Annotated in this window: 12 protein-coding genes; 6 read left to right on the top strand and 6 right to left on the bottom strand. The window is 56.7% G+C overall.

All coding sequences use genetic code 11. The features are described 5' to 3' along the window. Positions 1-172: 172 nt before the first annotated feature. From rbsK to Pr1d_RS22445, 6 genes are all read right to left on the bottom strand, one after another. A complete protein-coding gene (gene rbsK, locus Pr1d_RS22470; RefSeq protein ID WP_148075631.1) occupies positions 173-1,096 on the bottom strand; it encodes a ribokinase in 924 nt (307 codons plus the stop codon). A gap of 46 nt (positions 1,097-1,142) precedes the next feature. Then, entirely contained in the window at positions 1,143-2,168 is a 1,026-nt protein-coding gene (locus tag Pr1d_RS22465; protein ID WP_148075630.1) for a multidrug DMT transporter permease, read from the bottom strand. 63 nt (positions 2,169-2,231) lie between these two features. Continuing rightward, positions 2,232-6,710, bottom strand: coding sequence for a PVC-type heme-binding CxxCH protein (locus tag Pr1d_RS22460; protein WP_148075629.1), 4,479 nt, complete (start codon positions 6,708-6,710; stop codon positions 2,232-2,234). A gap of 34 nt (positions 6,711-6,744) precedes the next feature. Then, the gene (locus tag Pr1d_RS22455) at positions 6,745-7,806 is read right to left on the bottom strand and encodes a DUF1559 family PulG-like putative transporter (RefSeq protein ID WP_148075628.1); all 1,062 of its coding nucleotides are present in this window, start codon (positions 7,804-7,806) and stop codon (positions 6,745-6,747) included. Positions 7,807-8,074: 268 nt separating this feature from the next. Continuing rightward, positions 8,075-8,536 carry a hypothetical protein gene (locus Pr1d_RS22450; protein WP_148075627.1) on the bottom strand — a complete coding sequence of 154 codons (462 nt, stop codon included), beginning with the start codon at positions 8,534-8,536 and terminating at the stop codon, positions 8,075-8,077. A gap of 267 nt (positions 8,537-8,803) precedes the next feature. Next, positions 8,804-9,970 carry a carboxylesterase family protein gene (locus Pr1d_RS22445; RefSeq protein ID WP_148075626.1) on the bottom strand — a complete coding sequence of 389 codons (1,167 nt, stop codon included), beginning with the start codon at positions 9,968-9,970 and terminating at the stop codon, positions 8,804-8,806. A 653-nt stretch (positions 9,971-10,623) separates the two neighbouring features. Here Pr1d_RS22445 and Pr1d_RS22440 point away from each other — a divergent pair. The 6 genes from Pr1d_RS22440 to Pr1d_RS22415 all read left to right on the top strand — a co-directional run bounded on the left by Pr1d_RS22440 (position 10,624) and on the right by Pr1d_RS22415 (position 22,217). Beyond that, on the top strand, positions 10,624-12,372 hold the full coding sequence (locus Pr1d_RS22440; RefSeq protein ID WP_148075625.1) for a hypothetical protein: 1,749 nt from the start codon (positions 10,624-10,626) through the stop codon (positions 12,370-12,372). Positions 12,373-12,445: 73 nt separating this feature from the next. Beyond that, the gene (locus tag Pr1d_RS22435; protein WP_168205431.1) at positions 12,446-14,779 is read left to right on the top strand and encodes a glycoside hydrolase family 127 protein; all 2,334 of its coding nucleotides are present in this window, start codon (positions 12,446-12,448) and stop codon (positions 14,777-14,779) included. A gap of 116 nt (positions 14,780-14,895) precedes the next feature. Beyond that, positions 14,896-16,353 (top strand): glycoside hydrolase family 32 protein, encoded by a 1,458-nt coding sequence (locus Pr1d_RS22430; protein WP_168205430.1) that lies wholly within the window; start codon positions 14,896-14,898, stop codon positions 16,351-16,353. A gap of 116 nt (positions 16,354-16,469) precedes the next feature. Then, positions 16,470-18,671: a glycoside hydrolase family 32 protein gene (locus Pr1d_RS22425; protein ID WP_148075622.1), complete on the top strand. Its 2,202-nt coding sequence runs from the start codon at positions 16,470-16,472 to the stop codon at positions 18,669-18,671. A 28-nt stretch (positions 18,672-18,699) separates the two neighbouring features. Continuing rightward, the gene (locus tag Pr1d_RS22420) at positions 18,700-20,445 is read left to right on the top strand and encodes a glycoside hydrolase family 32 protein (protein ID WP_148075621.1); all 1,746 of its coding nucleotides are present in this window, start codon (positions 18,700-18,702) and stop codon (positions 20,443-20,445) included. A 371-nt stretch (positions 20,446-20,816) separates the two neighbouring features. Continuing rightward, positions 20,817-22,217, top strand: a complete 1,401-nt coding sequence (locus Pr1d_RS22415) for a hypothetical protein (RefSeq protein WP_168205428.1) — start codon at positions 20,817-20,819, stop codon at positions 22,215-22,217. Positions 22,218-22,317: the final 100 nt, after the last annotated feature.

The raw sequence follows: 22,317 nt of genomic DNA, 5'->3' as shown, positions 1-22,317 counted from the left end.
GGCAATAGGTTTAGACCGATCAGTTCGGGCATAGGGGTCGGAAAACGCTGGCGGACATGTAAAGCTCACGCCACACGGCGCGAGTGGTGATTCGCGGAAGCGGCGGCGACCGCCGCAACCCTTTGATTATACTACGCATTTCAACATATCAATCATGAATACGCCCAAATGATCAGCTGCGCTCGCGCAAGAAGGCATCGATCTCCTGGCGACTTGGAGCGGAGGGCTGGGCGCCAAGCCTGGTTACTGAGATGGCCGCCGCGGCGTTTGCGAAATGGACGGCCTCTCCTAGCGGAGTGCCTTCCGCCAATGCAACAGCCAGGGCCCCATTAAAGACGTCCCCCGCAGCGGTCGTGTCAACAGCTTCCACCTCAAAACCTGGGACGAGGTCGTGCACCCCGTCGCCATGGACAAAGACTCCGCGGGCTCCCAGAGTGATGAGAACGACGCCGACGCCTTTTTGAGATAAAGCGTTGGCCGCCTCTGCGGCGTCCGCGTCGGTGTTGATCGCCAAGCCGGTGAGGAGTTCCGCCTCGCTCTCATTGGGCGTCAGAATAGAAATTCGACGGAGGAGCTCGTCGTCGAGTGCTTGGGCAGGCGCAGGATTGAGAATCGACCTCACGCCTGCCCTAGCGGCGATCGCGGCTGCTTCGCTGACGGTATCAAGGGGCGTTTCTAGTTGCATGATAAGCACGTCGGCCTCGGCGATTGCCCCTGTGGCGGCCTGTACATCCGCCGGGCTAAGACGACCATTCGCCCCGGACGCGACAGCGATGCTGTTTTCACCTTGGTGATCGACAAAGATCAGCGCAACGCCCGAAGGCTCGCCGCGATCCCGCAGGACGTGGCTGACGTCGATGTTGTCACCGACGAAGCCCTCGACGGCCTGATTGCCGAACATGTCCGTCCCCACACGTGCGACCAATCGCACCGCGCCGCCCGCCCGCGCCGCCGCAACCGCCTGATTAGCGCCCTTTCCGCCGGGGGCAGTTGTGAATTCGCCTCCCAGGATGGTTTCGCCCGGCTTGGGAATGCGCTCCATTTTGATAATCATGTCGGTATTAGAACTACCGACGACTGCAATCTTACTACCCATGCCTGCTGCTCCTTCGACGCGCATCTCGCGCAGAGAGTCCGGCGGTTCAAGTCGCTGCGCCGCCAAACACTTCCTTGTTAGCTCCAATGATTAAGCCGAGACCAATAATGTAAAACACGAACATGGCGGCGAGATACGTATTGGTTCCCTCCGGCGCGGACTTGAATTCGCGCCAGATAAACACTCCCCAGAAAGCGGCTACGAGCGTAGCGCCCTGACCCAATCCGTAGGAGATCGCGTAGCCTGCAGCGTCCCCAGCGATCATGCTGAACGACATGCCAATCCCCCAGATGCAACCACCTAAGATCCCGACCAGATGAAGCCGGGGATTGCCTTTCGTGAAGTAATCGATCGCGTTGACTTTCTCACCGCTGACGGTCCACTTCATCGCGACCCAATTGAATAGGAAGTTACTCAGCAGCAGGCCGAGCGAGAACAGCACCAACGCCGTGTACGGCGTCAATTTCCCGGCCTCGGGATTGACCATGTCGCCTGAGATCGCGGCGGCCACCCGTCCGTAGAAAAAACCCATCGAGACGCCGCAAACTACGGAGATGATCACTCCTAGCGCGGTCGCTTTTTTGTCCGTCGAAAGCCGGCGATAGGCCAGCGCGTTGACGACGATCGCAGCCGCCACGCACGCCACGCCTGCGAACAGCAGCTCCATGGTGTAGGTGTCCGGCTGATTGCGGTAATTGTCGATCACTCCCAGCGCGAGGGCCAGGCCAATCCCTACGGGAAATGCGACCGACATGCCTGCGATATCGATGGCGACGACGAGTAAGATGTTTGCAAAGTTAAATATGACGCCGCCGACAAACGCGCTCTGTAGGTATTGAGCGTCTGCCTGGCGAACGTCCTCCATGAACGGCCGGCCCTGCTCGCCAACGCTGCCCAAGGTGAAGGCCAAGAGCAGCGTTGTCAACAGGATTCCGATGCAGTAATCCCAGTAGAATAGCTGGAACTTCCATTCCTTACTGGCAAGTTTCTGCGTATTTGCCCACGAACCCCAGCAGAGCATAGTGATGACGCACATCAGCACTGCAACAACGTAAGACTCGACAGTGAACATGGTTAATCCGTTTCGTTCTTGTTCTTCGTTAGTAGGGCCCTAACCATGCGCGCGGTGGAGCGGTCATGGCAGTTCGGCGGTGACCGCCAACACGATCGGCACGGTGGAGTCGCTTGCCGTGACGAATTCGATGTCGACGATCTGCTCCTCGCGTTCCGGCTTGATCGCCAGATAGCGCATCTGCTGGTTCCGCATGGCGAATGCGAACTCCGATCCGGGCACATCGACGCGACGGATGTAATCGGCAAAATGGACGCCGTTTCTTAATTCGTGCTCCTCGGTCCGACCGCCCTGGTAATGCAGGCGAATGATCAGCGACGGCGTCTTTTCGCTCTCGGTGGGAAATCCCCAACCGCTCACGCCGCTTAGCAAGTGCAAGGTCTTGGCCTGGTAACCGCACCGAAGACGCACCGCCTCGGGCATGCGCTGCGTGAGCGGCGAGCGATCGCTGCGAAACAGCAGTATGTTTCGCACAGCGCCTTGCTGCGGATCGACGAGCGTGAACGGCACCCCGCCGACGGTTCTGGGTTTCCAGTCGGGCAGCACCAGTCGATCAGGACCGTCCGCCTGGCCCTCGAACAGCGGCTTGGCGCTGCTTGCTGTCGCGACGCGTGCCAGGGAGAGCGGGACGTAACGCTGGGGCGTAGCGAGGAATTCCAGCACGTTCGCCAGTTCGGTTGGCGAAAGCTGTTTTTCGAAACCGTCGGGCATTAGAGACAGGTCGTTAGAAAACACTTCGTCGACGTCGCTCCGCTGGATGACATGGCGCTTGCCGCTAGAGTCGACCATGGTGATGGTCGTGCGCGACTCGCCGGCGAACAGTCCGGCATAGACTCTTCCATTGGCGATGACCGAGTAGCTGCGGTAGTTGCCTTCGACGTCGCGGCTGGGGTCGATGATGTTGCCGAGGACGTCCCGCTTGGGATGCACGAACATGCCGGTGAGATCAGGACCGACTGTGGCGCCCGTGCCTCCGTGCGAATGGCATACGGCGCAGTGCTTGGCGAACAGTTTTTTGCCCTCGGCGGCGTCGCCGGCGATCTCGGCGACCGGCAGTAAATCGGCCAGCACTTTCTGCCGGTCCGGGTTGGGGTTGACGCCGCCGGCGACGATCAACTCGGCGGCCCGGTTGCGAATGGTCTCGACGGGATGTGCTCGTAGAGCGGCAATCTGCTCAAGACTCAGAGCGGCGACGTCGATTTCGTTGGCGGCGACCGCGTCGAGCAGCGCGTTAGTCGAATCAGGCTGCTGAAGCAAAAGTTCCAACACCGCTTCGCGGCCCTGTGGAAGCAGGCCGTCGTAAAGCAGGACCAGCTCTGCGCCGAAATCGTCGTAGCGACTCTCAGCGGCCGCCTGAAGTAGCCCGACCAGCAGCGACGGCGACGTCTGGGGGGTGATTGTGCTAAGCAACTCTTCGACGATGGAACCGTCGTCCGGGTCCAATCGCACCCACGCCTGCGCGGCGAAGATCCGCTCGCTGTCGGGCAGATCAGCGTTGGCTACCTGCGCGCGCAGCATTTCGCCTTGCTGTTGATGCAGTTCTTCCATGTCGCCGGCATGCCACTGTCGAGCTAGCCGCAACAGGTCGCTCTTGGCGTCGAGCGAAACGTGCGTCAGCAGGCGAATGATCGCTCCTTCGGCTGAGCGCGGCAACGACGCCGCCCGGTCCTCAGGCCAGTGCTTGGCGACGGCGGCGATGACCGTCGAGGCGAGGCCCTCGTCTGCATCGGCAAGTGCATTGAGCAACGCTTCCAGATCGCCCGCATCCAAGTCGCCGCGAGCCAGGTGTTCACCCAAGACGCCGGCGAGCCGGGAAATGGCGGCTGGCAGCGATCGCCGGTCGGTCGAATCACGCGGCAAGCTGCTGGCCAGTTCTTGCAGGAACTGCACGCCGTGCATGGCCGCTGCGCTGGTTAGCGCGTCGGCAATCCAGCGGTCGCTCCCAGCCCCGTCGGCTAGAAGCGCAACAAGCGCCTCGGCGCCCTGCCTGCTTGGCGGCATGTCGGACAGAGCCAGGACGGCGGCCAACTGCACTTGCGCGTCGTCGTCGCGCAGCACGTCGCATTCCAGCAGCGCAGTACGCGAGGTCTCGTTGTGCGGCAACGCGGCAATCGCAATGCGGCGCACGCCCGCCGACGGATGCGCCAGCGCGGTGTGCAGCGCCTCAACCGCCGCGGGCAGGGCGTGCTTGTCGAACGCTCCCAATCCGCGTAAGGCGCCCAACGCGTGGATGGCCCCCACATTCAGTCCGATCGCGTCGATGCTGCCGTCGCGCACCATCTCGATCAACGCCGGCGCCACATCGCGGTTTCCCCGCTCCACCAGCAAACGCTGTGCATGCAGTCGCCATAGCTTCGTCGGGTGGCGCAGCGTCGCCGTCAACTCTGCGGGACTCGCGGCCTGAAGCGGCGGGGGCGCGGACGTCTGTTCGCCGTCGTCGTATCGCAGTCGGTAGATGCGCCCGTGTCGCTTGTCGCGGAGATCCGATTCGTAGGCCTCGCCCTTGCCGGTGGTGAACCCCACAGGCGTGGGATTGTGTTGCACGATGTAGTTGTACCAGTCAAGAACCCACACGAAGCCGTCAGGCCCCACCTCGGCCATGATGGGCGCCGACCACTCGTCCCGGCTGGCAACCAGGTTGCTCGGGCTGGACGACCGGTATCCGGCGCCGTCGCGCCGCAGCACAAACACCCCCACCAAGTGTCCTGTCGGTCCGCAGACAAAGGCCGTCTTGTTCCACCACTGCGGCGGATAGGCCCGCGCTGTATACAACGCGTGTCCCGTGCCGGCCGTGTAGGCGCCGAAGTGGTCGACCTGGCGCACCTTGTCGGTGAGGGACGAAAACTTTGGCGTATCAGCAATCGTTCCCAGCATGTCAGCCGAGAAGCCAAGGACCCGTTCATAATAGCGATTGGGAATGGGCATGAAGACGCTCGGATTGTTATTGGCGGTGGAACCGAACACGAGACCTTCTTCGCTGATTCCCAGTCCCCACGTGTTGTTGTCCGTCGAGCGCAGAAACTCCAGGTCGACTACCCGCGGCGGATCGCTCTGGTCGAGCCGAAACCGGAAGAACCCCATGCCGAAGGACTGTCCTTCGCGCATCACGCCTTCCGGGTCTCGATACCGCGGGGTGGATGGATTGTAGCCCTGCATCGCCCAGATCCAGTTGTCCAAGCCATAGTGGAAATTGCTCACGCCGCCGTGCGTGTCGTTCATATCCCAGCCGGTGATCAACGTCTCGCGAAGGTCGGCGCGATCGTCGCCGTCGACGTCTTTGAGATAGATCGTTTCCGTGCCGTTCTGGACGATCGCCCCGCCGCGATAGAAGGTGATTGCGGTCGGAACGCTTAGCTGCTCGGCAAACACGGTGAACTTGTCTGCTCTTCCGTCGCCGTCGGAATCTTCGCAAATCCGAATCCGGTCGTTGCCCGTCCCGGCAGGCTGCAAGTCGTTGGGATAGTCGATCGATTCGCACACCCACAGCCGGCCCCGGGCATCCCAGTTCATGGCGATCGGCTTAGGCCCCAGAGCCGGTTCGGCGGCAAACAACTGTAAAGAAAAGCCCTCAGGCGTCGCGTAGTAGTTTAGCGACTCTTCCGGCGGCTGCGGACGCTGCATCAGGTGGCGGGCCTGCCCCCGACCGTCCTCGTCACTTTCGGGCATGTAATGGGGAACCTTGGGTCCCACGTCGTCGTATTGCATGGCGTCGAGGCTGCCGGCGCCGTCGACCATCCTCGGCGGCTCGAACGGTTGCGGATTGACAAAATCGGGAACCAGGCCCGGGTCGCCTGTGCAGGCCCAGCGAACGCCGCGTTCGATGAGATTCTGGAATCCGGGGTGGCTCCAGGTGCGCAGGTCATGGCCCCATGCCGTGTAGAAAACGCGTCCCTTTCCCTGTCGGCGGATCCATGTCCACGGCTCGCCGGAGCGTCCTTCGGCCTGGGGACCTTGGTCGCGGTACTCGAGCACAATTCGGTCGCGCTCGTTGTGGCGGTGATGGATGTAGGTTTCGTCCCAACTTTCGAAACCGCCGAAACCGTCAAACACCGGCTCGCCACGCGGCGTCAGGCGAGTCGAGAAGACCTCGGCGCCGTGGTCCTGAAACTGGGCGCCAACCAGGTCGACAAACTTCTGGCTGTTGCGAAAGCAATACGAGGCGCAGTGCAACGGCACAAAGCCCTTACCCCCTTCGACAAAAGCCAGCAATCCCGCTTCTTGTTCAGGGGTAATCGCGTCGATGTTGGCATAGAGTATCAAGCCGTCGTATTGGGCCAGATTGGGGGAGGCGAGCAAATCCGGGTCTTCGGAGTAGTCGACGGCGATGCCGCGCCCGCGCAGCGCCGGAATCAAGACCGCGGCGCGCGCCGCCGGCAGATGGGGGCCGCTGTCGCCCAGAAAGATCAGCCGGTGATCAGGTCGCCCGTTGTCGCGCGACAGCTGTTCGGCGCCAACCGCCCAACAGCCGAGCTCGCCCAAAAGGGCGAACAGAGTGACAGACAGCCAACCAAGCGCCAAATGGCGGAGTCGGTAAATTTGCATGGCGTCGAGAATCCCAGGGAAAATGATTCGCAGCTCACAGTGCGCCGTTTACTTCGCCGCCAGCTGCGGAGGTCAGCGCGCGCCATTCGAATTCGTCGATGTCGTCTGACACGAAAGCCACTGATCCGTCGCAGCGCGAGGTATTGACGCCGCCGGGATGGTGGCTGCGCGCGACCATGGCCTGCATCTTCGTCTCTGTGAAAACAACTGTGCGGTCCGAAAAATCGAAGGGCAGAGCGCAAGGAGACCTACAGGGCGGGGGAATGTTGTTGGAGGCCAGATCCTCCAGCGGCGGGATGAGGCGAGCCACAACGTCTTGTCCCGAGTTGGGGGAGTTCCAGCCAGTAAACACGTGACCGCCAAGAGCGGTCTGGATGTCGGACATGGGACCTCCCCACTCGATGGACTCGGGCACGACCTTGATCTCGCTCATCAGGAGCGTGTTGGAAGTGCCGTCGGTGATCTTGCGCAGCGGCGTGGGGTCGCGGGGCCCGAACGGCGCACCAAAAAACGGATTGTCTATCATATCGTATTGGCCGTAGCTGGTGTTGCCGGCGTTAGCCACGTAATTGCCGCGAATACGCGCCCACGTGCGTTCGGGCCACTCGTTTCTCTGCAACCCAATGTCCGAGGGGCAGGCGTATATCGGCATGAATGCTTTGCGCGCCGCTTCATTGCTCCAGTCACTCAACGAAAGGTCGATGTTGAGTACGTTGGTGAAACCGGCTTGCTCGATGTAAGGCGCTACATAGGTGTACCAACCGTGGTCGTCAAACCAACTTCCCGGTCCGGTGCCGTCGTAGCGCTCTTCGTATTCCTCCTGCGTCCACGTAAGCGCCATCGGAGGAAATCCCCCCTGGGCCGATTCGTAGTTGAGCATGGCGAGGCTCAGCTGTTTCAGGTTGTTGACGCAGGAGTTGCGCCTGGCGGCCTCGCGCGCCGCCTGCACCGCCGGCAGCAATAGCGAGACCAGGACGCCGATGATTGCGATTACGACCAATAGCTCGACGAGAGTAAAACCAACGCGCCGACTGTGGTCTGTCCGGGCCGTTTGACTCTGGGCCGTTTGACTCCGGGTAGTTTGACGTTGTCGCACGATGTAGCCCTCCTATGCCAACTCAAGGGGATCAAAGGAAAAGTTATTCGGGATCAGGATCAAAGGAAAAGTTATTTCGCATGCGGATGACTCAGTCGCCAATGCCTGCGAAGTTCGATCCAGTACGTCCAAGATAACGAAGATGCCAATCCGAGTCGCACGAATTCGTCCATAAATATGCGCGCAATGTTGAATTGGGATACCAGTGGTCGTAGGGAACTCACGGTTTGCGGACCAAACGATTGGGCGCGCGGTCCCTTCGTCCTGGCTACTTCAGATCGAAGTCCAGGTTCAGATTGTCCTCTGCGATCTCCATGTCGATGCCGCCAGCGTAGCTGGCCGGAACCAGACTGCGCATTTCGGCGGACTCAGATCCCCCATCCTCACTGATCATCCTTCCGGTTGGTTGCTGGATCGAGAGATAGATTTTCACCGGTCCTTTGGGCGTGTCGGGCGAATCGTACACGCCGTCGTCGATCGTCGAGAAGGTTGTCCGTCCCTGGCCGCTGCGGGTCGGCTTGAAGGTAATCGAACCGGAGGCGTCGGACGGAATTGGTTGTCCATCCAGGGTGATCTTGCCTTTCAAGTGGGCGGTATTCGCCGAGCCCTTTGCCCCGCCGCACCCCATCAGCAAGGTCGCCGACGCAACCATCACGACCACTAACGTCGGCAAGACGACAAGGCGCTGCCGTTGCGACTTCAGACGTAAACTCGCTTTCGAATGCAACATTTTTCTGAAACTCCTTGGTCAGTGACTTAGAGAAACCGAGCTGCCTCGCGGGCCCTAGCCAGGACAAGAGACAGGACGAGATGGCTGCACGTTTTGAGCAGACCGTGCGTTGCCGACAAAGCTATCGCGGAACGGTTTCCATGTCAACTTGGAGAGCCCAATCACCAAGGCACGGGGATGATTGGACTGGATGGTGGATTGACCTTGTCTGTAATCGATAGACGATTCTCCATGCACACGCACGCTACAACGCCATTGCCAATCGCATCACCGCGGGCTTTGCGATTGGGACTGAGCGAACAACCATTCAATCAGGCCCGGATCCCGGTAGGCTCTGTCCCAACTGTAGTGGTCGACGCCGGGGTACTCCGTGTACTTTGGGTTTCCGCCGGTGTCCCGCAACGCTTTGACCGTCTTTCGCGAGGAATCTACCGGCACCGTGTCGTCCGCATTGCCGTGGAATATCCAAACTGGCAACTGGGCGAATTTCGTTGCTCGTTCGGCGGCGGCCATGCCGATGATCCCGTCGGTTGCGCAAATCGGCACAGCCGCAGCAAACCGATCCGGCCGTTCGACAATGGACATCCAGACGCATTCGCCTCCAAATGACAGGCCCGTCACATATTCGCGGCTCTTGTCGATGGAAAACTCCGTTTCCAGACTGTCGAGAATTTCATGCATGGTCCGGAAAATGACGTTCATGAACTCGGTCGCTGACTCAGTGCTTCTACTGCGAAAGGTCTCCTTGTCGGGGAATTGAGGTGCAACGATGAAGCACGGATTCTTCGCCTGCACTTCCGGCAGAATCCATTCTCGCACGCAGGCACTTTCGAGGTTGCGCCGGTTGTCACTGCCGGCTCCTCCGCCACCATGGTGAAAGAGTACGATCGGATATTGCTTATCTGGGTTGTAATCTCGAGGAACAAACAATCGATACGGCAGCGTGTTGCCCTCTGAACTCGTGAAGCTCCGCGCCTCGTAGCAATCGAACACCGATCGTCGGGCTGACGCCTGCTGGGCAGACGCTGCTTCTGCCTCGGCCGCGGAGAGAGGGGCGCCGATGACAACAGCGTGCTTCCCCGCTATGGTGAATCTTCCTTTGATCTGGTCGTCGACGAGCGTGCCTCTGAAGCCGATCTCATACTCTTCGGTTTCACCGTAGAAAAAGCTGAAGCTCACCGCGCCGCCTTCCGACTTGACGTTCCGAAGTTTCGACGTCCAACCGACCTCCAAGTCCTTGACGGTCCCCGTGAGGTCCGGATTCATGGAGACGATGTGCTTTCCCTTCTGCTCCCCCTTCCTCCAAACCGACGTCAGCTCCCACGTGCCGACGATGGGATTCTCCTCTGCATTGACGCCGACAGCGAATGCCGCCACGAAAATCACAACTACGGTGAATCTTAGGAAGTCAGACCTTCGCGTTTTCGAAGCCATGGCGTCTGTCTCCTGCTCTAACCTCTACAACTTCAGTTCTTGGAATCGGGGTCTTCTACCAATACGGCTATCCCACATTCGCCAGCATCAATAATCCTGGCTAATGGCAAAATTCGCAAGTCCGTGGCGTTGTATCTCAGCGATGGCGCATTGCAGCGCCCAGTCGCTTTGTCGGCGAACCGTGAGTTCCGTACGACCATGGGCACCCCAATTCAACATTGCGCGCATATTTTTGGACGCATTCGTGCGCCCCGGATTGGCGTCTTCTTTATCTTAGACGCACTGGATTGAACCTCGCAGGCATTGGCGAACGAAAATCCTGATACGCCGCACGACGCCGATACGGATTCAAAACGGCTACTCGATAGAAGCTATTGACGAAACGCCGTAGACGAATTTCCATTCGCTCGGTTCGAAGATGATTTCGCAGTCGAGGACCGGGCACTCACGGACAAGTTGGCATAGATACATGATCTTCTCCGCGATGATCGAGTACACGTTCAAACAATTCAAAAGTCGCTCCAACGTTTCGAAGAGCCTGTTCTCAATTTGGCACCCCGATTTTAACGTTCGAAAATAGATTTCGATTTGCCAGCGGATGGCGTAATTCGTTGCGGCGCAAGAAACCACTTACGAAGCTGGGGAGAAGCGTCATGAGTAGCTGGAAATTGTTAGCATTTCTGTTCTTGGCACTACTGGTTTCGGCTGGTTCGGCGAGTGCTGGGGAAAGGCTCTACAACGGTATCGAACTGCCGGACCAATGGCCGCCGGATTATGGTGCAATTTCACGCGACCCGATGCCGGTTCCCTACCTTGAGAATCCGCCTGAGGTTATTCCTATTGATGTGGGACGCCAACTCTTTGTTGATGATTTCCTTATTGAAGTAACTACGCTGCAGCGTTCTTTTCATCAGCCCGAATATTGCCAGGAGAATCCCGTGATCGAGCGGGGGAATCCCGGGGAGTCAAACAAATATGGATCGTACGCCAAGACCTTCAGTGGAGGGGTATGTTACGACCCGGCTGATGAGCTCTTCAAGTTGTGGTATACGGGCGCGCGACCCCATTCCACCCGCTACGCTAGCAGTGAGGACGGCATCCACTGGGAGAAGCCCGAACTTGACATCGTGCCGGGCACCAACATCGTGATCAAGCCCAGCTTCTTCGACTCCTCTGCCGTCATGCTGGATCTCGCGGCCAAAGATCCCCGGGAACGATTCAAATACTTTGCCTCCGAGAATCCCCACTCAGTGAACAGGCGAAGTCCATCAGGATCTACTTGGGACGATTCAGGTTGGTCTTTCGTCTACCGTTCAAGTCCTGATGGCCTTCACTGGTCCGAGCCGAAGGAGCAGGTAGACATCTGGGGTGACCGATCAACGGCTTTTTACAACCCGTTTCGCAAGGTGTGGGTACTTAGTCAGCGGACTGAAGGCCCAGTTGAGGACAGGGCACGCTCTTACATCGAAGGTGCGACTATTTCGGAGATGATGAAGGAAGTCACTTTCAATGGACCTCGTATCGAGTTCGAAAATGGTAAAGAAAAGATCTATCGTGGTGAGGCTGGGGGGAAGTCCGTAAACTGGACTGGTGCCGATGACCTTGATGTTCGCCATACCGATTCAAGGTTCTCGAACATAGCCCCCCAATTATATAACCTTGATGCTTCACCTTACGAGAGCATCATGATCGGGCAATTCTCGATCTGGCAAGGGCCGACGAACGGAGACTGCGGCCCACTCAACCTACAAAAACGCAATGATATTATGCTCGGATTCAGCCGAGACGGTTTCCACTGGGACCGCCCCTATCGCGGGCGGTTCCTATCCAGTGCCTGGGAAGAAAAGAGCTGGCGGTTTGGCAATGTGCAATCGTGTGCCAGCGGGCCTCTGGTCGTGGGTGACAAGTTGTACTTCTATTTCTGTGGTTACGCCAAACCACGTGAAGGCGATAGTTGGGACAAGGATGGTTCAACAGGCATGGCTATGCTGCGTCGCGACGGCTTCGCGTCAATGGATGCGGAATCGAACACCGAAACGCTCACCACGAGACCAGTAACTTTTCAGGGCAAGCATCTGTTCGTCAATGTGGATTGCCCCGAGGGCGAGTTGAAAGTCGAAGTGCTGGATGAAAACGGCAAAGCAATCGAGCCGTTTTCAGTCAAGAACTGCACGGCGGTCACGGGCGACAAAACACTTGTGAAGGTGAGTTGGCAAAACAACGACCTCGCGGCGCTCGCAGGCAAACCCGTTCGGTTCCGGTTCCATCTGACCAACGGTTCGCTCTACGCCTTCTGGGTCAGCCCAGACGCCTCCGGCGCAAGTCACGGATACGTGGGCGCCGGAGGTCCGGGATTCACTGGACCCACGGATACTGTTGGACGAGATGCAGCGGGGATGTAAAAGTAACAGAGAGGCCAAGCGTAGCGGCTTGGCGATAAGGCGATACGGTCAACCGAGAGACGAAAGGAATACTATGAAAACGAATAGTGTGGCAGTAGCAAAACTCTGGGGATCAGCAGCAGGGATCGGACTGGTGGCGTTCGCCTTGCTCAGGGCGTGGACACCGGTCGCACAAGCAATGCCCGCGGATGTTGTCAAACCCGCCATCGCGGACAAGGTGACGTTTACGTTTGAGCCGGCAGACATCCAGGCAACAACCTACAGCGACAGTTGGCTTCACGATCGCATGCAAATCAACGTGGAGAAACGTCTGCTCACCCTGGATCTAGATTTGCTGCTGGAGCCTTTCAAACATCGCCCGGGAGTGCAGTGGTGGGTGGGCGAGCACATTGGGAAGTTCCTCCACGCCGCCAGCCATGCCTATAGTTTCACGGGCGATGATCGCCTCAAACAGCGCATGGAGTACGCCGTCAAAGAACTTATCTCCTGTCAGCTTGACAACGGATATCTCGGCACCTACGTAGAGAAAGATCACTTTTACCAGGGTGATGGCGTGGATTGGCGTGGCCCCATCTGGGACGTTTGGATGCACAAGTACAACCTCATCGGTTTGCTTTCGTACTACCAAGTAACGGGTGACGAGAAAGCCCTCGAGGCAAGTAAGCGCGCCGCCGATCTACTCCATGAAACTTTTGTCGTAAAGGGGAATAGCCTGCGGCGTGCCAGTGCCCATGAAGGCATGGCCGCCACGAGTGTGCTCGAGCCCATGGCCACACTGTACCGGTTAACAGGCGAGCAGCGCTACCTTGACTTCTGTCATTACATCATCGAATCCTGGGATCGAAAAGAGGACCCTTCAACGGAAGCAAAAGAAGAGGGCAGTGGAATTCTGAAGAGCCTCTTGGATCACGGAAGCGTATTCGATACGGCCAATAAAAAAGCCTATGAGATGACGTCAAATCTTGTTGGACTTCTTGAATTGTACCGCGTCGATCCAGATGAACGTTACCTTGCCGCCTGCAAAAACGCGTGGAATGATATTGCTAGTAACCGTCTCTATATTACGGGTACGACCAGCTATAATGAGCATTTCGATGAGGACCACCTTTTGCGTCCTGGCCGTGAGTGTGCAGAGGGCTGTGTTACCGTTACCTGGCTTCAACTGACCACCCGTCTCCTCGAGCTTACTGGAGAGGTCAAGTATGCAGATGCGCTCGAAAGCACCATCTACAACGCACTCACAGGTGCTGAATCCCCCTTTGACGGCGAAGTGACCTATTACACGCCGCTCATTGGATATAAGGGATTTGGCGAATCGAGCCACGACCCGTCTCTGCCGGGCATTTCCTGCTGCTCGAGCAGTATCCCGCGTGGCATCGCCATGATTCCTGCTCATGCATCCGGTACGCTCAACGGCAAGCCGGCTTTGCTTCAATACATCCCCGGGAAGCACGCTCTACACTGCGCTGAAGGTGATGTAACTTTGAATGTGAGCGGAGATTATCCTGACTATGGCGACATCGAGATTGAAGTAAATCCAGAGAAAGCCATGAGCTTCCCGCTTGTACTTCGTGCGCCCGAGTGGGCTGAAGGATTCCAGGCTTCTATAGATGGGAAGACCTACTCAGCATCGGATAATCGTCTTGTTGAGATTGAAAGAGAATGGACTCCGGGCGACAAGGTTCAGGTTACCATTCCCATTGAAGTTCGCCTTGTGGACGACACGAATGCAGAATCGGAAATGGTTGCCTTCGTGCGCGGCCCGCAGGTCCTTGCGCTTGACGAATCTATCAAAGCACATGGCGGCCTCCCCAAAGAGGGTTGGTGGCCAAAAACAGTCATTTACTCCTGCGCCGTTCAGCAGTGGGACTATCAGAAGGTATTCCCGCTTGTGCCCTTTGCCGACGTCGGACAGACCAAAGCAGAATATGCCGCACTACACCACGGAATAGAGGGAGTGCGGGGAGCAGCACGGCCAATAGACATCAGCGCAGAGGTTGCAAAGTTTGCCCCCGGATGGTCCGCAAGGAACTGTCTGGAAGATAGTAATCCTGGCATTAACGCTGAAGTCTATGGCAAGCAGAATGTCCTAGTCACACATCCGTTGAATGAAGCTATCGGATGCGAGTTGTTTGCCGAAGTCGATGTCCCGAAAGGCAAGCCGGTTTTACGGCTGGTAGTAGGCCATCATCCTGAAGGCGACTGGACCCTGCTAATCAAAGGCAACGGCGTATTTCTAAAGGAAACCGATATTGGCAAGGAAGCCTCGACGGATGGATGGATGGAAGTGGAGGTTGACCTGTCGAGTTTTGCCGGGCAAAAAACCAAGCTGTCACTTTCCAACTTGGCTAATGGCTGGGCTGATGAGGCCGGCTACTGGGCAAGTATCGAGGTGGTTGCTCAATAGCTGCCAGAGCAAGAAGAAGACGAGGTGATGTTCTCTATCCGCTGCGGGCGTAGTGAAGACTAACAATGCGGGAATCACAGGCAATGCGGGAATCACAGGCGTACCAAGAACAGAAAATGTACGATACAAAGAGGTTGTCGATCATGATTCTTCTGATGCAGTTCTGTGTGCTTGGATTTGCCACCGCGCCCTTCGAAATCGAAACGCCCGCCATGCCGGACCCGATTCCCGCACCCTGGTTGACCTATCATCTGGCGCACCCCGGTCCAAGCAAGGCGGTTCCCGCGGATCCGAATTGCGCTATCTATTACGGCGGTAAATATCACCTGCATTATATCTATCAGAGTCACGGCGCTTCCTTCGCACACGTGACCAGTGATGATATGGTGCATTGGGAATGGCAGGAGACGATATTGACGCCCCCATTGGCGGGACACGGAATGTTCAGCGGTACGGCGCTGCTCACCAAAGAAGGCAAAGCGGCCATCATCTATCATGGCGCGGATTCCGATAGAAACCACATTGCATTCGCGAAAAATGATGCATTAAGCCAATGGACGAAGCCCATGGCCGTCGAACCTAGAACCGCCGACGGCAAACCGGCCGACATGCGGCACTGGGATCCCGACTGCTGGCGCATAGGCGACACCTATTACGCCCTCAGTGGCGGAGAGGATCCGACAATAGCCACCTCGAAAGACCTCAAGAACTGGCTCTTCCAGGGCGTACTGTTTCATCCGGATTTCCCCGCAGACCTGGGCGTGGCAAGGGAAGAAGACGTTTCCTGCGCCAACATGTTTAAGCTCGGCGACAAATGGATGCTGCTGTGCATTAGCCATGGACTGGGCGCCCGGTATTACTTGGGCGATTTCCAAGACGGACAATACCTGCCAGATCATCACGCCCTCCTGAACTGGGCCGGGTGGGATCTATTTGCGCCGGAATCGCTGCTCACCCCTGATGGGCGCCGAGTGATGTGGGCCTGGTCGACACCCGGGGTATTCGTCGACCAGCGTGTTGCGCGGACGAAGAAGTTTGACCGATTGATGGAAGAACTTCAGTCGGGTATTCAATCGCTGCCCCGAGAACTCAGTCTTGACGATGACGGCATGCTAGAGATTAGGCCGTTGAGAGAATTGACCCAACTTCGCACCCATCAAAAAGAGGTAGAGGACATCACCATTAAGTCTGGGGACACCCAGGTGCTGGAGGATATGGAGGGCGACACGATTGAGCTGGAAGTTGTCTTCGATGCTCCCCAGGCCAGCGAATTTGGGCTACGCATTCTCGCCAACGCAAAGGGTGAAAACGGGTTCAAAATCGCATCGGGTACGGATCGCGACACGATCACGCTGGATTATGTTGAACTACCCTTTAGGCTGAAAGATGGCGAGGACCTCACGTTACGCATATTCATCGACAAAGGGATGATTGAAGTGTTCGCCAATGACCGCCAGGCCGCAGTCGCCTGGCATGAATACGAACCCGAAAATCAGCATATTGCCCTGTATGCCAACGGAGCCGACGTCAAGGTGAATAAAGTAACCTGTTGGTCTATGAAATCCATCTACTGATGGTTAGTCACTCGTCAGTTGCGATCTATCAATGGAATTATCTCTCGGGAACTTTATTCTATTTGGAATTAAGGTGCTGGATTAATTAAGAAAAGTCAGCCTAGGTGTGAAAGAAGATGTGTAAAAAGCACGCAGAATGTTTACCGTCAGCAAAAGTGAAAACAACTCAGCATAGAACCTTACTCTCGGCTCTTCTGGTAGGCCTCCTTCTGTGCGGCGGCCCATTCTGTGCTACCGCCGCTGAACCAGGGGAGAAGACCCTTGTCTCCTGGGTGATGCTCAATGAGAGTGAATACCGTGCAGGCAGCGCGCTGACACTGCAACGTGGCACGCAATTCGACGCCATTGTCTTCGGCGAGATCCAGGACGGGAAATGGATGGCCGGCAGCGAAAATTTCACGCGAACCCACGAGGAGCAGGACTACCCCACCGAGGAGATTGGTGCAGACGCCCTGATCCAGATGGCCGTCGTATACGGCGGCGGCAAGGTCGCCATCTACCGCAATGGTGAGGAGTTGACCTCCTACAACGCCGAGCTGCTTGACCTCTTCGAGGAGGACGGTCAGATCGTTGTCTTCGGCCGCAGGCACATCGGAGGTGGGGGAGCCATTGTCGGGGCCATCGAAGACGCCCGTATCTATGCGCAGGCGCTGACCCCGGACCAGCTCAAGACGCTGAAGCCCAATAAGGCATCGGACATCAAGCCATGGGCATGGTTCGACTTCGAAGGCGACGAGATGAAGGATAGTACCGGGCGCCTCGTCTTCACGGAACTGAGGGAGAAAGCCTGGTTGGAGGATGGCCGCCTGTGGCTCGGTGCGGGCGGGGCCGCCATTGCCGCGGAGAAGGAGGAGGCGTTGGACTTCGATGGGGATGGCTGGCGGGAATTGGCAGAGTACTCGGCATGGACGGGCGAAACGCCGGCCATGCCGGAGGTGATACCCGAGCACTGGATGACCTACCACATTTTTCACCCTGGCCCCAGCGCTGCCGATCCGGGCGATCCAAATGCGGCCATCTACTACAAGGGTCGCTATCACTTTCACTACATCTACAGAAACAGCGTCGGATGCTGCTTCGCTCACCTCTCGAGCAAGGACATGGTGAACTGGAAATGGCACGAAACCACCCTCGCACCGCCCGTGAACGGCGGCTACGGGATGTTCAGCGGCACGGCTTTTCTTACCAAGGAAGGCAAGCCAGCGATCATCTACCACGGCGAAGGACGGGAGCGGAACGTGGTGCAGATCGCCCTCGACGACACGCTCAATTCGTGGAGTGAGGCGATTCCCGTCATCCCGATGGGGCCCGATGGCAAAGAGGCCGACAGCAACAACTGGGACCCTGATTGCTGGCTCAACAACGACACCTATTACGCCATCTCGGGTGGGGGGCCGCCGCAACTGATGAAGTCCGGCGACTTGAAGAATTGGGAGTTCATGGGCAAGCTCTTCCACGATGATACACCCTGGGAAGACTTAGGCCTCGATCCCGACGAAGACGTTTCCTGCGCCAACATGGTCAAGATCGGCGACAAGTGGATGCTGCTCTGCATCAGCCACCGCCTGGGCTGCCGCTACTTCCTCGGCGATTTCAAGGACGAAAAGTACCTGCCCACGGAGCATCACCTGATGAACTGGCGCGATGCCGATTTCTTCGCGCCGGAATCGTTGCTAACTCCCGATGGGCGCCGCGTCATGTGGGCCTGGATGACGGACGGCATGTGGGAGGACTTCAGCGGCCGCCAGTCGCTTCCGCGTGAAATAAGCCTCGTCGACGGCAAGCTGCTGCAGAAACCCCTTCAGGAACTGCAGGGTTTGCGCTATGACGAAGCCGACGAAGGCGCTGTCTCGGTTGCCGCGGGCCAGCGGAAGCAGCTCGAGAGGATTGCGGGCCCGGCAACCGAAATCAGTGCGGTCTTCGAGCCTACGGATGCGGAGGCCTTCGGCCTCAACGTCTTCTGTGGCGACGACGGAGACCCCATGCGCATCGGATACCTCGCCGACGAGAAAAAGCTCGTCGTGGGTGAGGTAAAGGCGCCCTTCGAACTGGAGGACGGCGAATCGCTCGAACTGACGGTCTACCTCGACAAGGGTATGGTCGATGTTTTTGCGAACAGCCGCCAGGCTGTTACCACCGGCATGGAGGACGGTTACAAACGCCTCGGCGTCGAAGTCTTCGCAGATGGTGCAGACGCCAAGGCCTCGGTCAGGGGCTGGAAGATGCGGTCGGTCTACGACACCGCTGCTGCCGCGGCGGAAGGGACGGTGAAAGAACCGCCGGTCGGTAAGCGTGCTATTACCCGCCAGGATCGTTGAAGGCCTTTGCACTAAGGAGATATAGGACATGAAGAATAGATACACCGGATTGAAATTAGGATTGGTTCGGATTGCATTGACAGGGGCCATGTTTTCAACACTGCAGGTCTTCGCGCAGGAAAATGCCCTCGAGGGTGTCGCGCGGGAACTTGTTCTTGATGAGAAGTACATAATTTTTCCCGTAGCGAGCGAGATTAATGAAGATGAATGCGAAACTCAAGTACTTGAACTTGAGGTGGATGGCGAGAAAGTTCGCGAATTTAAGATTCGACTTGCCCAAGGTGAGCCAGCTTATTGGTTTTTCACGGAGACGCAGGAATTCAGTGGAAAGCGGGCCACTCTCAGAGCGTTGCGACTCGCCGATGACCAGTTGGACAGCTTCTTTGCCATTCGTGTTGATAATACGTTTCCAGGTGAAGACGAAGTTTACACCGAGAAACTGCGCCCCCAATTGCACTTCTCTTCAAGGCGGGGATGGAATAATGATCCGAACGGCATGATGGTTTACAAAGGTGAATATCATTTGTTCTATCAGCACAACCCCTATAGCGCGCTCGGGGGAAATATGACATGGGGCCACGCGGTTAGCAGAGACCTGCTTCATTGGGAAGAGTTGGGAGATGCTGTACATCTGGATGAGTACGGAACCATCTTCTCCGGTTCGGGTGTGGTTGACTGGAATAACACAACCGGTTTCCAGACCGGTGACGAAGCTCCTTTGATTTGCATCTTTACCTATTCCGGCGAATGCGACGCAGGCCCATGGTCTGAAGGGCAGCCCTTTACGCAAGCTATCGCCTATAGTAACGATCGTGGGCGCACCTGGACCAAGTACGAAGGCAATCCTGTACAGGGCCATGTGAAGGGCAACAACCGGGATCCGAAGGTGATTTGGTGGGAAGAAACGCAGGAATGGGTAATTGTATTGTGGCTCGATACCGGCGAGATGGCTTTCTTCCGATCAAAAGACCTCAAGCGCTGGGAACTGCAAAGCATTCTGGAGACCGGAGAGGCGAACGAGTGTGCGGAATTATTCCAGTTGGCCGTGGACGGCAATGAAGACAATAAGAAATGGATTTTTTACGGAGGGACCGGCGATTACTTCATCGGTGATTTCGATGGAAGTCACTACACACCCGAAGGTAAATTGACCCGATACTCTTATGGCAACTGCTTCTATGCATCTCAGACCTTCAACAATGTTCCCAAGGAGGATGGCCGTCGCATCCAAATCGGATGGGGCTTAAATCATGCTCCGGGCATGCCTTTTGATCAGATGATGACCTTCCCCGTGGTGCTGACCCTGCACACAACTGAGGAGGGTCTTCGCATGTTTGCGAATCCTGTGAAGGAAATCGAGAAGCTGTATGCAAAAGAGCATGAGTGGACCAATGTCGCTATCCGTGCAGACGATAGCTTCCCCGCTCCTGGCGTCGAAGGTGAACTCTTCGACATTGAAGCGGTTCTCGATGTCGGCGATGCGGGAGAACTTGGGTTGAGTATCCGTGGTGAAGAAATCGTCTATCACCCCAAAGAAGAGCAACTGGTTTTCGGTGAGCAAACTGCACCCCTCAAGGCAAGCGATGGCAGCATTCGCCTGCGGTGTATCGTGGATCGCACATCTGTAGAGATTTTTGCGAACGGCGGACAGATCTACATGCCATGTAAATTACGCGCTGATGATGACAACAAGACGATAGCAGCCTTCGCACGAGATGGTGCAGCAGAAATCAGATCCATCAAGCTCCGGGAACTTGAGTCCATATGGAAATAAAGAAACTCAAACCGAGTGCTTTGACAACTTTCATGTTTAGGGTTGGCGTCGACGCAACCTATTTCTGCAATTTTAGATGCGTAGACACCAACCCTAAAACTAGCCAATGACAAAGCACTAGCCTTCGATTCCCTGCGACTATCCCGCGGTTTCGGAAACGCAGGCCGTCGTAGGCGGGCTGCAGGGCCAGGCGGTTCCGAAATAGGAGGAGTTTCATGAAATTCAGCTTTATGTATTTTTTATTGATGACTGCGCAGCGAAAGAACCCGTTGCTAGCGTTTTACTCGCTAAATACCGGGCTTCCGCTGGGCGCCCTAGGCCCATTGGCTGCGCTGAGGTCAATAGTTGTGTTTTTTGTGGGCGCATCGTGCATGCCATGTTTTGCGGAGACCACACTTTTCGACATGGATGAAATCCGCGACGCGAGCACACTCGCAGTCGAGGTCATCAAAGACTGGCATGTCGTTGAAGGCAATCCGCCGACACGCCAGAAATGTGTCACTATTCGTGTCGGTGAAGCCTGGGAGGGGCAGGAATACCGTGTGCCTCTTCGTATGGTTGTGCCAGTAGATTGCAAAGCGAAGGGATTCCATCTGACTACCGACTATGAAGAACCTGAGGTATTGAAAAACGATGCTCGCATCAGCAGTTTAGACGCTGCTCTTATTGCCGGCGGCGTTGGCTTGGTCCAGACAACCATCGGCGGTGAACCGCGGGACTTTCGTGAAGGATTATCCAGGCGCTTTATTGAGACACTCAATCCTCATTATGCCGTCCAATACTGGGGATGGCCCGCAACGATCATGCGTGCAGTTACTGCGGCCTATGCTGAGAAAGACCATTTCGAAAAGGGCAAGGTTGCTGCATCGGGCGGATCTAAGCATGGCTCCTCGCCAACGGTCTCACTCATCAGTGATGAACGAATCACAGCACTTTACTCAGAGGTCGGAACAATCTCTGATTCACCAATACGCCTATGCGATAGAAAGGCATGGGACGCATTGGAAGCGGACAATAAACGCTTCTTTGAAAAGGTGGAAAAGGGCGAGATTCGTCTCGAGCGCGAAAAAGAATTCTACACGGGATTCATTGGTGGAACCTTTGGGTCCAATTACAACTACGAGGCCCTGGAAGCCGGGCACAGTTGGGATGACATCCGTAAACTCGCACTGGAAATGGCAGACTATATCTTCGTAACAAGAAACATGGATCAGCTAAGGGAAAGAGGCGTGGAGATGCTTTTTGATCCTACAACCCACGATTTCAATTCATATAGCATTCTGCAGGCGGCGCAAAACTTCCCAAGAATCCCCACGTATTATCAGCCAAACGGCGGACACGGGCAGGAACTACATCATGCAGCTCAAGAGAATGATAATTTACCGGCATTCATACTCGGGCATTTCTTCGATGACTTAGAACCCATGTTGGAACCACCTTCAATAAGCCATGAGATTTCCGACGACAAACTTCTAGTAACCGTGCGTTTCGAGGACGGTCCAAAAGCGGAGAGCGGCAGGATATGGTGGATCTACGACCGGGGCTCCGAAGCCAGTGCAGCTTTTCTATGGCAACGAATCGGAGAAGACCACTGGAGTGACATGAAGTTCGATGCAGAGCAAGAAGCATGGACAGCAGAAATCAAGATCGACAAGCACGCTGCATCTCACATAGATTTCTTCAGCAATCACGGAAGGGTAGTCAAATACAAATCACGGAGTTTCAACACTTATCTTTCCAGCCCCTACACTCGCGTCTATCTCGAACCCTAGGCAGGGGGCACACAGCGTAGAACTGGGACAGCCTTCCGAAGCCGGATGGAAATATTGAGCCATAAGAAGAGTACAGTGGCTGGTCAGAGCAAGATGAAGG

This window comes from Bythopirellula goksoeyrii, assembly GCF_008065115.1.
GTDB lineage: Bacteria > Planctomycetota > Planctomycetia > Pirellulales > Lacipirellulaceae > Bythopirellula > Bythopirellula goksoeyrii.
The sequence above is the reverse complement of the archived record's forward strand: the minus strand, read 5'-3'. Positions and strand labels throughout refer to the sequence as shown.